General features: G+C 71.8%; 11 protein-coding genes. 4 read left to right on the top strand and 7 right to left on the bottom strand.

Going from position 1 to position 14,012, the window contains the following annotated elements:
* Nucleotides 1–69: 69 nt before the first annotated feature.
* Entirely contained in the window at nt 70–1,056 is a 987-nt protein-coding gene (locus tag C1N81_RS26165) for an aldo/keto reductase (RefSeq protein WP_394433053.1), read from the top strand.
* A gap of 143 nt (nt 1,057–1,199) precedes the next feature.
* On the opposite strand, the gene thpR is transcribed toward C1N81_RS26165, so the two are convergent.
* From thpR to C1N81_RS26150, 3 genes are all read right to left on the bottom strand, one after another.
* Nucleotides 1,200–1,757: an RNA 2',3'-cyclic phosphodiesterase gene (gene thpR / locus C1N81_RS26160; RefSeq protein WP_394433052.1), complete on the bottom strand. Its 558-nt coding sequence runs from the start codon at nt 1,755–1,757 to the stop codon at nt 1,200–1,202.
* Nucleotides 1,758–1,949: 192 nt separating this feature from the next.
* Nucleotides 1,950–3,299: an MFS transporter gene (locus C1N81_RS26155; RefSeq protein WP_394433050.1), complete on the bottom strand. Its 1,350-nt coding sequence runs from the start codon at nt 3,297–3,299 to the stop codon at nt 1,950–1,952.
* 55 nt (nt 3,300–3,354) lie between these two features.
* Nucleotides 3,355–3,792 carry a MarR family winged helix-turn-helix transcriptional regulator gene (locus C1N81_RS26150; RefSeq protein ID WP_394433048.1) on the bottom strand — a complete coding sequence of 146 codons (438 nt, stop codon included), beginning with the start codon at nt 3,790–3,792 and terminating at the stop codon, nt 3,355–3,357.
* 155 nt (nt 3,793–3,947) lie between these two features.
* On the opposite strand from C1N81_RS26150, the gene C1N81_RS26145 reads away from it, so the two are divergent.
* Entirely contained in the window at nt 3,948–4,130 is a 183-nt protein-coding gene (locus tag C1N81_RS26145; RefSeq protein ID WP_361081462.1) for a ribbon-helix-helix protein, CopG family, read from the top strand.
* A 26-nt stretch (nt 4,131–4,156) separates the two neighbouring features.
* Here C1N81_RS26145 and C1N81_RS26140 read toward each other — a convergent pair whose 3' ends face one another.
* Nucleotides 4,157–5,605, bottom strand: coding sequence for an NCS2 family permease (locus C1N81_RS26140; protein ID WP_394433046.1), 1,449 nt, complete (start codon nt 5,603–5,605; stop codon nt 4,157–4,159).
* Nucleotides 5,606–5,876: 271 nt separating this feature from the next.
* On the opposite strand from C1N81_RS26140, the gene C1N81_RS26135 reads away from it, so the two are divergent.
* The gene (locus C1N81_RS26135; protein ID WP_394433044.1) at nt 5,877–6,131 is read left to right on the top strand and encodes a DUF2530 domain-containing protein; all 255 of its coding nucleotides are present in this window, start codon (nt 5,877–5,879) and stop codon (nt 6,129–6,131) included.
* Nucleotides 6,132–6,171: 40 nt separating this feature from the next.
* Nucleotides 6,172–8,577 carry an HAD-IC family P-type ATPase gene (locus C1N81_RS26130; protein ID WP_394433042.1) on the top strand — a complete coding sequence of 802 codons (2,406 nt, stop codon included), beginning with the start codon at nt 6,172–6,174 and terminating at the stop codon, nt 8,575–8,577.
* Here C1N81_RS26130 and C1N81_RS26125 read toward each other — a convergent pair.
* The 3 genes from C1N81_RS26125 to C1N81_RS26115 form a co-directional block, all read right to left on the bottom strand.
* On the bottom strand, nt 8,574–9,527 hold the full coding sequence (locus C1N81_RS26125) for a hypothetical protein (RefSeq protein WP_394433040.1): 954 nt from the start codon (nt 9,525–9,527) through the stop codon (nt 8,574–8,576). The two genes, C1N81_RS26130 and C1N81_RS26125, sit on opposite strands and share 4 nt — an antisense overlap.
* 169 nt (nt 9,528–9,696) lie before the next feature.
* Complete coding sequence (locus C1N81_RS26120; RefSeq protein WP_394438233.1) at nt 9,697–12,789, bottom strand: sacsin N-terminal ATP-binding-like domain-containing protein; 3,093 nt, start codon at nt 12,787–12,789, stop codon at nt 9,697–9,699.
* Nucleotides 12,790–13,054: 265 nt separating this feature from the next.
* Nucleotides 13,055–13,981, bottom strand: coding sequence for a DUF3027 domain-containing protein (locus C1N81_RS26115; protein ID WP_394433039.1), 927 nt, complete (start codon nt 13,979–13,981; stop codon nt 13,055–13,057).
* Between the last annotated feature and the right edge of the window lie 31 nt (nt 13,982–14,012).

Below are 14,012 nucleotides of genomic sequence, written 5' to 3'. Positions count from 1 at the left end.
ACTCCGGCACTGGCCCGATGCCCTGACCCCCTTGCCTAGAGCGCACTCCACGTCCTTGGCTGGTGAACCATGAAGTACACGCAGCTCGGACGCACGGGACTCAAGGTCAGCAGGCTCGTTCTCGGCACGATGAACTTCGGGCCCGAGACCGACGAGGCCGACAGCCACTCCATCATGGACGCGGCGCTGGCCAGTGGCATCAACTACTTCGACACCGCGAACGTGTACGGCCGCAGCGAGAAGGGCCGTACCGAGGAGATCATCGGCAACTGGTTCGCCCAGGGCGGCGACCGGCGCGACAAGACCGTCCTCGCCACCAAGGTCTACGGCAACATGACGGGCGCCGACCCCGTCTGGCCCAACCACGACCGGCTCAGCGCGGTGAACATCCGCCGCGCCGTCGACGCCAGCCTGAAGCGGCTCCGGACGGACTACATCGACATCTACCAGTTCCACCACATCGACCGGGCCACCCCGTTCGAGGAGATCTGGCAGGCGGTCGACGTCCTCGTCCAGCAGGGCAAGATCCTCTACGCGGGCTCCTCCAACTTCCCCGGCTACAAGATCGCCCAGGCCAACGAGGTCGCGGCCCGCCACGGCCGGCTCGGCCTCGTCAGCGAGCAGTGCCTCTACAACCTGGCCGAGCGCCGCGCCGAGATGGAGGTCATCCCGGCCGCGCGGGACTACGGCGTGGGCATCATCCCGTGGTCGCCGCTGGGCGGCGGCCTCCTCGGCGGCGTCCTCAAGAAGGAGGGCGAGGGCAAGCGCCGCAAGGACGGCCGCAGCGCGGGCGCCCTGAAGAACAGCAAGGTGCGCGAGCAGGTCCAGGCGTACGAGGACCTGCTCGACAAGCACGGCATCGAGCCCGGCGAGGCGGCCCTGGCGTGGCTGCTCACCCGGCCCGGTGTCACGGGACCGATCGTCGGCCCGCGCACCCAGGAGCAGCTCGACTCGGCGCTGCGCGCGGTCGAGCTCGAACTGGGCGAGGAGGTCCTGACGGGCCTCGACGAGATCTTCCCGGGGACGGGCCCGTCCCCGGAGGCGTTCGCCTGGTAGAGGCCGCCCGGTGACAGGTACGGGGCGGCGGGCCGTCGGTGTGTCTACGCGCCGACGGCCGCCGCCACGGCCACCACGACGAACATCAGCACAAGCACCCCGGCCATGATCCGGTTACGCGTCTTCGGGTCCACCCCCCGAGCCTAACGCGCGCCGTGCAGCGCCCAGGCGTCGACCTTCTCGTAGCGCGGCCGCTCCCCCGGCACCCCGGACACCGGCAGATCGCTCCGTACGAGGGCAAGCTCGGCCACGGTCCACGGCGTGCCCGCGAACGTGTCGAGCGCCGCCACGTACGGCGTGAGGTCCGTGGCCGTGCGGGCGCGGGCCAGCGTCAGGTGCGGCCGGTAGCGGCGGTGCTCGCCCGGGAGGCCGCTCTTGCGGCCCGCCGCCTCGGCCCGGTCCGCGAGCAGCTTCAAGGTGGCCGTGCCACCGTGCACCCCGGCCCACAGCGCCCGCCCGCCGAATTGTCCGCCGCCGCGCAGGGCGAGGTCGAAGGCCTCCGTGCGGGCGGCGGCCCGCGCGAGCCGCTCGCCCAGCTCGGGCACGGTCTCCTCCGGTACGTCGCCGTAGAAGGCGAGGGTGAGGTGCCAGCCGGGCCGCCCGGTCCAGCGCAGCCCCTCACCGGGCGGCAACCGGTCCACGCGGACCCCGAGTTCGTCAACGGCCTCAGCGGGCGGCAGCACGGCGGCGAAAAGTCTCATGGAGGCAGTCTCGCTCGCACGTGCGGGCGGGTGGGGGCTGGTCGCGCAGTTCCCCGCGCCCCTGGGGAAGCTGCGCGCAGCGCACGCTTCAGGGCCGGTGGGAACTGCGCGAGAAGCCCCCACCGGCCGGCGGACCGCGGACAACCCGCACCCGCACCCGCACCCGCACCCGCACCCGCACCCGCGACGGCGCTAGGCCACCGCGGCCAGCTCCCGCGCGTCCCGGGGCACGAACTGCACATGGCGCTCACCGCGCCGCAGGTCGACCTTGAGCCGCAGGTTCGCGGCGCGGGCCAGCATGAGCCCGACACCGACCGCCGCGGCACCGCAGATCACGCCGCCCAGCATGAAGCTGACGCGAACCCCGTACTGGTCGGCGAGCCAGCCGAAGAGCGGGCCGCCCAGCGGGGTGCCGCCGGTGAAGACCATCATGAACAGGGACATGACGCGGCCGCGCATCTCCGGGTCCGTGCCCATCTGGACCGTGGAGTTGGCCGTCACGTTGACCGTGAGGCCGAGGATGCCGAGCAGGACGATCAGCGGGGCGAACGCCCAGACGCCGGGCGCCCACGCGGCCAGGACCTCCAGGGCGCCGAAGCCGATCGCGGCGCCGACCAGGACCCGCAGGCGGGTCGAGCGGCGGCGGGCCGCGAGCAGGGCGCCGGCGAGGGAGCCGATCGCCATGAGCGTGTTGAACATGCCGTACTGGCCGACGCCGCCGTGGTAGACGTCGTCCGCGTAGGCGCTCAGCCAGATCGGGAAGTTGAAGCCGAAGGTGCCGACGAACCCGACGAGCACGATCGGCCAGATCAGCTCGGGGTGCGCGGACACGTACCGCAGGCCCTCGCGCAGCTGTCCCTTGCCGCGCGGGGAGCGCTTGATCTCGTGCAGCTCGCGGGTGCGCATGAGCGCGAGGCCGGTGAGCGGGGCGAGGAAGGACAGGCCGTTGGCGAGGAACGCCCAGCCGGGTCCGACGGCGGCGGTCAGCGCGGAGGCGACGGCGGGGCCGATGAGCCGCGCGGACTGGAAGTTCGCGGAGTTCAGGGAGACGGCGTTGCGGACCTGGTCGGGGCCGACCATCTCGGAGACGAAGGACTGCCGCGTCGGGTTGTCGACGACGGTGACGAGGCCGGTGAAGAACGCGGCGACGTAGACGTGCCAGACCTGCACCTGGCCGGAGAGCGTGAGCGCGGCGAGGAACAGACCGGACAGGCTCATCGCGCCCTGCGTGCAGAAGAGCAGGCTCCGCTTGGCGAACCGGTCGGCGATGACACCGCCGTACAGGCCGAAGAGCAGCATCGGCAGGAACTGCATCGCCGTGGTGACACCGACGGCGGCGGAGGAGCCCGTGAGGGACAAGACCAGCCAGTCCTGGGTGATGCGGGCCATCCAGGTGCCGGTGTTGGAGATGACTGCCCCGGTCGCGAAGAGGCGGTAGTTGCGTACCTTCAGGCTCGCGAACATCGAGGTCTTGCGGGGGCGGGCGGTTTCGTCGTGGGCGGCTGGTGCGGGGGCGGAGTCTGCTCCGGATCCCGTACTCAAAGTGGGTTCGCCTCCTCGGCGGTCGTCGTACTCGGTGCCTTCTCGGCGAGGTTCTCTAAAGTTGTGCCAGCTTCTCCAGGACGGGCGCGGCCGCGCGCAGCTTGGCCCACTCGTCCTCGTCGAGGCCGACGGCGAGGTCGGCCAGCCACGCGTTCCGCTTGCGGCGGGACTCGGCGAGCATGGTTTCGGCCCGCTCGGTCGAGGTGACGACCTTCTGCCTGCGGTCCTCGGGGTGCGGTTCGAGCGCGACGAGGCCCTTGGCCTCGAGGAGCGCGACGATGCGGGTCATCGACGGCGGCTGCACGTGCTCCTTGCGGGCCAGCTCGCCCGGGGTCGCCGAGCCGCAGCCGGCCAGGGTGCCGAGCACCGACATCTCGGTGGGGCTCAGCGATTCGTCGACCCGCTGGTGCTTGAGTCGACGGGACAGGCGCATCACGGCGGAGCGCAGGGCGTTCACGGCGGCTACGTCATCGCCATGGGAGAGGTCCGGCATGTTCGTTAGCATAACTCATTACTGTGTCTAACGACTACCGGGTGGGGCGCAAGATGCCCGTGATACGCGCCACCTCACCGCTACATCACCCGTACGAGTGAGACGGCGGCAAAAAGTGACCCGCCGGGCGTGTCGGGGCCGCGACCCTGTACCGCATGGGATCGACAGTGCTCAGCCTGCGGATAGACGGTGAGCTGCTCGACCGGCTCAAGGGGCATGCCGCGAAAAGGGGAATGAGCGTCCAGGACTACGTGGCCCGGACGCTCATTCGGGACGACTTCGACGAACGCTTCAAATCGGCGGTCGAGAAGACGGAGAGGTTCTACGGGGCGGCCTGAGCCGCCGCCCCGCGACGGGGGCGGGCTCAGGTCAGGCCGAGCGCCGGCATCAGGTAGTAGAAGGCGAAGACGGCCGAGACCGCATACATGGCGACCGGCACCTCCTTGGCCCGGCCCGCGACGACGCGCAGCACGGTGAAGGTGATGAAGCCCATGCCGATGCCGTTCGTGATCGAGTAGGTGAACGGCATCATCAGCATGGTCACGAACGCCGGGATCGCGATCGTGTAGTCGCCCCAGTCGATGGCGCGGATGCCGCCGGACAGGATCAGGAAGCCGACCGCGAGCAGCGCGGGGGTGGCGGCCTGGGACGGGACCATCGTGGCGATGGGCGTGAGGAACAGCGCCACCGCGAAGAGACCGCCGGTGACCACGTTGGCGAAGCCGGTGCGCGCGCCCTCGCCGACGCCCGCCGTGGACTCGACGAAGCAGGTGGTGGCGGAGGCCGAGGAGGCGCCGCCCGCGGCGACGGCGATGCCGTCGATGAAGAGGACCTTGTTCATGCCGGGCATCTGGCCGTGCTCGTCGGTCAGGTGCGCCTCGTCGCTGATGCCCATGATCGTGCCCATCGCGTCGAAGAAGCACGAGAGCAGCACGGTGAAGACGAAGAGGATGCCGGTCAGGACGCCGACCTTCTCGAAGCCGCCGAAGAGGCTGACGTCGCCGACGAGGCCGAAGTCGGGCGTGGAGACCGGGTTGCCGGGCCACTTCGGGGAGGTCAGCCCCCAGGAGGGGATGTCGGCGACGGCCTCGACGATCATCGCGACGACGGTCATCACGACGATGGAGATGAGGATCGCGCCCGGCATCTTGCGCACGAGGAGCGCGAGGGTGAGCAGCACACCGAGGACGAAGATCAGGACGGGCCAGCCGTTGAGGTGGCCGTCGCCGCCCAGCTGGAGCGGCACGGTCGTCTGCGCGGCGTCCGGCATCCGGGAGACGAAGCCGGAGTCCACGAGGCCGATCAGCATGATGAACAGGCCGATACCGATCGCGATGCCCTTGCGCAGGCCGAGCGGCACGGCGTTCATGACGCGCTCCCGCAGCCCGGTGGCGACGAGGAGCATCACCACGAAGCCCGCGAGGACGACCATGCCCATCGCGTCCGGCCACGACATGCGCGGCGCGAGCTGGAGGGCGACGACGGTGTTGACGCCGAGGCCCGCGGCGAGCGCGATCGGCACGTTGCCGATGACACCCATGAGCAGCGTGGTGAAGGCGGCGGTCAGCGCGGTCGCGGTGACCAGCTGGCCGTTGTCGAGCTGGTGCCCGTACATGTCCTTCGCGCTGCCGAGGATGATCGGGTTCAGCACGATGATGTAGGCCATCGCGAAGAAGGTGGCGAACCCGCCACGGACCTCGCGGCCGACCGTCGAGCCGCGCTCGGAGATCTTGAAGTACCGGTCGAAACCGTTCTTCGGGGCCGACGGCGGCTGTTCGTGGGCATCGACCGGGGCGGTGGCCGAAGTGGACATGGATGACCTCAGCGGTATTTCGGAGCGGTGCCATCGAAGCGGCGGTGCTTCTGCGGGCGGGAACGTGATCGAGTCTGATCCTCGCGCGACCGACAACCGGTTTCGCTGATGTTCCGTTGGTGTTTCATACGAACAGAAGTGGCCAGACTCAGGCGGTTTCAGTATGAACATATGAGCCCGAATACGCTATCTCCGCGCGTAGACCCTTGCCGCACCTGGCCCTTCCGGGGCTGACGCGGGCCCCGGAGGCGAGCCCTCGTAAGCTAGGGGCATGGCGAAGTGGACCCCGCAGCACGAGGCACCGGAACCCCTGGAGGGTCCCGTGGTCGCCACCATCACCGGCGGCACGATCCTGTGGTTCGTCCTCTTCCTCGTACAGCTGCCGTTCTACGGCTGGTTCGACGACCGCGGGCACACCTGGTGGGTGTGGACCTGCCTGGCCGGCGCGGGCCTCGGCCTCATCGGCATCTGGTACGTGCGCAAGCGCGACGCGGCGATCAAGCGGGCGGCGGCAGAGGCACCCTGAAGCCGCGCATCACCACGAATTCGCCCGTACTGTCGAACGCATGACGCACATCGACGCGGGCGCCGAACTGGACCCGGTGCACCCGGTACCCGTCCCGGAGCGAGCGCGGGGACTCACCGGTGAGGAGGTCGCGGAGCGCGTCGCCCGCGGCGAGGTCAACGACGTACCGGTGCGCAGCTCACGCTCGCTGACCGAGATCGTCCGGGCCAACGTCTTCACCCGGTTCAACGCCATCATCGGCGTCCTCTGGCTGATCATGCTGTTCGTCGCGCCGATCCAGGACAGCCTCTTCGGCTTCGTGATCATCGCCAACACCGGCATCGGCATCGTCCAGGAGTGGCGCGCGAAGAAGACCCTGGACTCGCTCGCCGTGATCGGCGAGTCCCGGCCCACGGTCCGGCGCGACGGCGCGGCCACCGAGATCGCCACCTCCGAGATCGTCCTCGGCGACCTGATCGAGATCGGCCCGGGCGACAAGATCGTCGTCGACGGCACCTGCGCCGAGGCCGACGGCCTGGAGATCGACGAGTCCCTGCTCACCGGCGAGGCCGACCCGGTCCTGAAGCGGCCGGGCGACCCCCTCATGTCGGGCTCCTTCGTGGTCGCGGGCGGCGGCGCGTTCACCGCGACGAAGGTCGGGCGCGAGGCGTACGCGGCGCAGCTCGCCGAGGAGGCCAGCCGGTTCACCCTCGTCCACTCCGAACTGCGCTCCGGCATCTCCACGATCCTCAAGTACGTGCAGTGGATGATGATCCCGACCGCGATCGGCCTCGTCATCAGCCAGCTGTTCGTGAAGGAGCACGGCTTCAAGGACTCGGTCGCGCGCACGGTCGGCGGCATCGTGCCGATGGTCCCCGAGGGCCTGGTCCTGCTCACCTCGGTCGCCTTCGCCATCGGTGTCATCCGGCTCGGCCGCCAGCAGTGCCTGGTGCAGGAGCTGCCCGCGATCGAGGGCCTGGCCCGCGTCGACACGGTCTGCCTCGACAAGACGGGCACGCTCACCGAGGGCGGCATGGACGTCGCCGAGCTGCGCCCCCTGGACGGCGCCGACGAGGCGTACGTCCGCCAGGTCCTCGGCGCGCTCGGCGCCTCCGACCCGCGCCCCAACGCCTCCCTCCAGGCGATCATCGACGCCTACCCGGACGAGGCCGGCTGGCGCTGCACACAGGCCCTCCCCTTCTCCTCCGCCCGCAAGTACAGCGGCGCCGCGTTCGCCGAGGCCGACGGGGCGGACAGCGCGTGGCTGCTGGGAGCACCGGACGTCCTGCTCCCCGACGGCCACCCGGCGCTCGCGGAGACCGACGACCTCAACAAACAGGGCCTACGGGTTCTGCTCCTTGCCCGCGTCACCAGCGGCGTCGACCTGGAGAACCCCGAGGTCGCGCAAGGCGCCGAGCCGACCGCGCTCGTCGTCCTCGAACAGCGTCTGCGCCCCGACGCCGCCGACACCCTGCGCTACTTCGCCGAGCAGGACGTACGGGCCAAGGTCGTCTCCGGCGACAACGCGGTCTCCGTCGGCGCGGTGGCGGGCAAGCTCGGCCTCGACGGCGCGGAGAACACGGTCGACGCGCGCGACCTGCCCAAGGACCCCGCGGAGATGGCCGACGCGCTGGACGAGGGCACGGTGTTCGGCCGGGTCACCCCGCAGCAGAAGCGGGACATGGTGGGCGCGCTCCAGGCCCACGGCCACACGGTCGCCATGACCGGCGACGGCGTGAACGACGTACTCGCCCTCAAGGACGCCGACATCGGCGTGTCCATGGGCTCCGGGTCGGAGGCGACCCGCGCGGTCGCCCAGATCGTGCTCCTGAACAACTCGTTCTCGACGCTGCCCTCGGTCGTCGCGGAGGGCCGGCGGGTCATCGGCAACATCACGCGCGTGGCGACGTTGTTCCTGGTCAAGACGGTCTACTCGGTGATCCTGGCGCTGCTCGTGGTCTGCTGCCAGGTGGAGTACCCGTTCCTGCCGAGGCACCTCACGCTGCTCTCGACGCTGACGATCGGCGTCCCGGCGTTCTTCCTCGCGCTCGCGCCCAACAAGGAGCGCGCGAAACCGCACTTCGTGAAACGGGTGATGCGGTACGCGATCCCGGGCGGCGTCGTCGCGGGGCTCGCCACGTTCGCGATGTACATGATCGCGCGGCACTTCTACACGGGGGACGGCGCGCTCGACGCGGAGACCAGCTCGGCGACGCTGACGCTGTTCCTGATCTCGATGTGGGTGCTCGCGATCATCGCCCGCCCGTACACGTGGTGGCGGGTGTGCCTCGTGGCGGCGATGGGGATCGGCTTCCTGCTGGTCCTGGCGGTGCCGTGGCTGCAGGACTTCTTCGCGCTGAAGCTGGTGGGGACGGCGATGCCGTGGACTGCCGTCGGGGTGGCGGTGGTGGCGGCGGCCGCCCTGGAACTCCTGTGGAGGTGGGTCGGCCGCCGCTTTACCGACTAGCGGACGTCGACGAAGTCGATCGGGGACGTGGCCGCGGGAGTGGTGGACGTGCCGGCGAACTTGTACCGGAAGTAGCCGTCCACGGACGCCTTGACCGTGGTCTTCAGGTTGCCCTTGGAGTCCGAGGTGACGGTCTTGATGGTCGAGTAGGACGCGGCCGTCTTGGCGCGGAACTGGAGCGACACCTTCTGCTGGGTGTAGCCCATGTACTTGTTGGTGTCCCAGTTGGCACGCACGAGCGAGCCGGTGACCGTCAGGGTCTTGCCCTTCTTGATGGGCTCCGGGGCGGCGTTGGTGGTCAGCTTGGAGTAGCGCTGGAAGGACGCCTTCTTGGCGACGCCGAACTGCTCGGAGACGCCGACCTTGCTCCAGTTGACGTTGCTGCTCTCGAGGTTCTGGCCGTTGGGCGCGATGGCGAGCCCCTCGACGTTCCACTTGGCGCCCGCGTCGCTGTTCATCAGCTGGAGCTTCGGGTCGTAGGTCAGCGTGGACGTGCAGTCGGCCACGCCGGCCGAGACGTCCTTGCAGTGCGAGATGCCGGTGCCGAGGTAGTTGCCGTCCGAGCCGTCGGCGGTGCTCCAGAACAGGTTGATACCGATCATGAAGTCGTCGGCCCAGATGCCCCGGTCCGCGCCGTACGTCACGCTGTAGCTGACCGGCACGGTGCCCTTGGCGGAGGTACCGGCGACGAGCGGCTTGCCCTTGTTGACCGAGACCTTCGAGAACTTCACGTCCAGGGCGTACGCCTGGCTCGGGTCGCTCGCGAACGCGCGGGCGGACTCCTTGGCCTCGCCGGAAGGCGCGTGCTGCTGAACCAGCTCGACGAGGGACTCCTGGGCGGTGCCCGCGCCGGACCACTTGTCGTCCGCCTGCGCCGCCGGGACGGCGAGCGCGGTGAGGGCCAGGGCGCCGGAGACCGTCACGGCGGCCGCGGTGGCACGAATGCGCATGTGTTCCCCATGGTGGAGAAGGGGACCCGCGGTGCTGTCGCTGTCACGCGGGTCCCAAATGGTCTAGGAGTCTGTTGACTCGTGAAATAGACCTGTCAAACAAGCAACTGGTTGCACGACTTTCGCCGAATCTTCACGTGATCTACATCTCAGTCGATCCCGGTCGAGCTCAGTCGAACCACCGGTCCCGCGCCAGCTCCTCCGTCCGCCCCGGATCCTCGAGCAGCGCCGCCACCTCGAACCGCCGGGGCCACTGCCCGGCCGCCCAGGCGAGCCCGGCGGCGACCCCCTCCAGGGTCGCCGCGTGCACCGTGCCGTCGACGGCGCGCCGCCAGTCGACCTCGGCCCCGGCGACGTACAGCTCCTCGTGCTCGACGTACGAGGCCGGGGTCGCGGGCCCGAGCAGGGTGCGGACGGAGTCGGGCACAGGGTGTTCCACGCCCTCCCCGCTCACCTCGGCGTCGACGGCCTCGCTGAGCCGCCGCACCTGGAACAGCTCGGCGAGGTGCGCGGCGCCGGACGGGGCGACGGGCAGCAGCGCCCGCCCGGCGGCGAGCGGAAGCAGGTCGGGCGCGTCGGCGACGAGCGCGTCCGGCGCGTCGACGACGACCACGGCCCCGTCCCGCACGGCCCGCAGCTCGTCGGGGAGCGTCACCTGCTCCGGGTCGAGGTCCGCCAACTTGCCGTATACGGCGTGCAGTTGAGCGGCGCCGACCGGCAGCTCCGCATCGGCGAGCCGGTCGAGCAGTTCGGCCGCGCCGCCGGGCTCGTCGAGGAGCGCGGCGACGGACGTACGCACCCCCAGGGCGCGCAGCACCTGCTCGTCCTCGAAGCCGCGGGCGTCGGCGGCCTCGTACAGGCCGTCGAGGAGCGGGTCGGAGCCCTCGGCGCGCAGCCCGGCGGGGCGGCGGCCGTCGAGGACCGGGTGGCCGCGCAGCCACCAGGCGGTGTACGGGCGGACGAGTTCGTGGGTGCCGTCGGGCAGCAGGACGCGGACGGGCTGGGTGAGGGCGTCGCGCAGCGGCGGCTGCGAGAGCAGGGCGAGCGCCTGCGGCCAGCGGTCCTCGTCGACGAGGTCGAGGTCGCGTACGGCGATGAGTTCGGTGGCGACGGGCGGTACGGGCGTGTCGGGCAGCCCGTCGAGGACGTCCTCGCACCACACGTCGACGGCGTCGAGGAGACCGGGGTCGTCGGGCTCGGGGTAGTCGCTGTCGCGGGGTTCCAGCTCGTCGGGGTCGAGGACGACGTCGGTGGCGCGGACCAGCGCGAACGTGGCGAGGACGCCGCACGCCGCCAGCGGCTGCTCGCCGAACCGCCCGGCCAGCTCCTCGTCGACGTAGGGCAGTTCCCCTTCGCGCAGGACGGCGGCGATGGGGCTGTCGGGGAGGACCAGTTCGGCGGCGGGGGCGAGGTCGCCGTGCTCGTCGGGGAGGGCGAGGGCGCCGAGCCACGGTTCGTCGCCGACGTCGAGGTGGGCGTCGCGCACGAGGGTGAGCACGACGTCGGCCAGCTCGTCGACGCTCAGGGCGCCGTCGTCGTCCCAGGCGGGCTCGTCTTCCAGGGACGCGGCGACGGCGGCCCGCAGCTGCGGGGTCGTCAGGACGGCACGGGGCGTGGCGGGCAGCGCGCCGAGCTTCTCCAGGAGCGGATGGGTGGCGTCGGGGTGGGCGACCTTGAGACCGAGCCGGGCGAGCGCGTCACCGGGCACGGCGGACGCCTCCGCGGTCGGCAGCAGGACCTGGCGCGGCCCGATGACGGTCCGGCCCCCGGCGAGCGGCACGGGAAGGCCGCTGAGCCGGTCGGGGTCGACGCCGGCGAGGGAGTCGTAGAGCCGCCGCCACCAGCCGGGGTCCTTCTCCAGGCCGGCGAGCCGGTCGACGGCTTCGGTCAGCGGGACGCGCGCGACGCCGACCGTCCGCAGCTCCGTACGGCGTTCGAGGCCGGCGGGCAGCAGGCTGGGCAGCACCTCGGCGAGGACCCGAACGGTGTCGGCGCCGACGCCCTCGACGACCTCGGCGTCGCGCGGGCGCAGGGAGACGGGCCGCTCGTCGTCGTCGGACTCGGGGGCGAGCGCGGGCGGCAGGAAGGCGGTACGCGGAAGCCGCTCCAGGATCGCGGCGCGCAGGGCCCCGTCCAGCTCGCTCTTGCCGAGCGGCCCGGGGACCAGGTCGAGGATGCCGGTACCGACGGGCGACCAGTCGCCGAGCAGCTCGGCGTAGGCGTCGGCGGCGCGCTCGGTGAGGAAGCCGGTCAGCGGGCCAGGGGCGACGTGCCGCCGGGCGGTGTCCAGCGGGAACGAGCCGATGAGCAGCGCGGGCACGCCCAGGGCCTCGTCGCTCGGGGTCGGGGCGTACAGGACGGGCGCGCTGAGCGGCCGCGCCGGAGCGCCCTCGGCGTCGACGGGCACCGCCCAGGTGAGCGACCAGTGCGGACGGAGCCGCTCCTCGACGGGCCGGTCGGCCAGCAGCTCAGGGGTGAGCGCGCCGGTCCGCGTGACAGTGCGCCAGCTCAGCTCGGCGGGCTCGCGGGCATCGTCCGATACGACGGTGCAGGCGCCCTCGGCACGCCGCCGCAGCACCCGCGTCCCGGCATCCGTGGTGACGGTGACCTCGGCGAGCCCCGGCAGCGCGAGCAGCAACGTGTCGTCGATGTCCGCGAGCAGCCGGGCGGCGAGCGCCTCCGCGGCCTCGTCCCGCAACGGCAGGATCACGACGGTGTCGTACGTCTCCGGGGCCTGCCCCTCGGCCGCGAACGGCAGCCTCAGGAGCGGTACGTGGCCGTCGCGGCGGCGCAGCTCGTCGCCGAGGGCGGGGCTGTGCAGGGCGGTGTCGGCGGCGGCCATGCGGGCCTCTCCGAGGGACCATCTGACCCCGCCGGTCCGGCCCACGACGGCCGGCTCGTCGCTGACCGCGAGCACGGCGGCGAACCCGACACCGAAGCGGCCCACGGCCCCCTCGGTGTCCTCCCGCTTCGCCGACGCCCGCAGCGTGGACAGCGACTCGACGCCGGCCGCGTCCAGCGGGGCGCCCGTGTTCGCGGCGGCCAGGACTCCGTCGCGGAGGGTGAGGGCGAGGCGGCCCTCGGTCTTCGCGCGGGCGGCGGCGTCCGCGGCGTTCTGCGCCAGCTCGATGACGAGCCGGTCCCGGTAGCCGCCGAGCGCGAGGTCTTCCTCGGCGTTGGCGTCCTCCCGGAATCTGGCCGCGCTCCCGGCCCAGGCGTCCAGCACCCCGCGCCGCAGTTTGGCTGTGCCGAACGGGTCCATGTGACCCGGCGCGATGTTGCTGACGCTCACCAGTGTCTCCTTCGGGGGGCTGTCATCGGTCGGCCCGCACGCTATCGCGGCGCCCACCCGGCCCCCTCGCCACCATCGCCGACCACAGCGCCGTCGCGGCTGGTCGCGCAGTTCCCCGCGCCCCTGGAGCATGCGGCTTCGCCGCAGCCCCAGGGGCGCTGAGATGGCGCACGCAGTGCGCATCTCAGGGGCGCGGGGAACTGCGCGACCAGCCACGACGGCGGCGCGGACGGGGTTATGAGTGGCCCAGATCTTCCGTGCCCTCGGCCGGGGCCGCCCCGACCGACCCGGAGTCCGGCGCCGCGCGGAGGGGAAGCACGTCGACGAGGTTCTCGTCGATGACGGGCGGCGCGGGCCGGGGCGCGCTGGGCATGACGGCGGCCTCGGAGTGCCCCCCGCACCCGTAGGAGAGGGACACGACGCGCCCGTCCGCGGGCGAGAACTCATTGGCGCAGACGCCGAACGCCTGCCCGAGCGACCCGCCGATGGGCTGAAGGAACCCGCAGGAGACACACGTGGCGGGCGCGGCCTGCGCCATCGCGGTCTTGGCCCCGTAGGACTCCTCCCACCGGTCGGCGGCCACGTGCAGCCCGTACCGGGAGAGGACCCGCGCCCGGCGCATCCCGAGCTCCTCGGCGACGGACGCGATGGAGCCGCGCACGGGGGCGACGGGCAGCTCGCGGACGGGCCCCTCCGTGACCTCGGCGTCCTCCGCCTCGACGAGCTCGGCCATGTCCTCGGACAGCGGCGAGTTCGGCGGCGGCCCGTCGTCCCCGGTGTAGCCGGGCTCCAGGCGCAGGTCGTCGGCCTCGGTGGGCAGGAGGTCGCCGGGCCCCATGTCGCCGGGGCGGAGCCGTTCGCTCCAGGGCACCCACTCGGGGGCGAGGAGGGCGTCGGGTCCGGGCAGCAGCACGGTCTCGTCGAGGGTGACGTACCGGGCGCGCGATGCGCGGGCCACGGTGACGGCCCAGCGCCAGCCGCGGTAGCCGAACTCCTTGCACTCGAAAAGGTGCGTGACGACGCGGTCGCCCTCGACGACCATTTCGACGTGCTCGCCGACCACACCGGGCGCGGCGGCCTCCTCGGCCGCCGCGCGGGCGAGGTCGACCGCCTCGGCGCACAGACGGTCAGGGGTGCGGCTTCGCGTTGTCGCTGCGCTCACAGGTATCGCTTCTCTCCTACGCCGTCTCTCG

The sequence above is a fragment of the Streptomyces sp. SGAir0957 genome (assembly GCF_043523415.1).
Note: the sequence above shows the minus strand (reverse complement) of the source record. Positions and strands in the feature narration are given on the sequence as shown.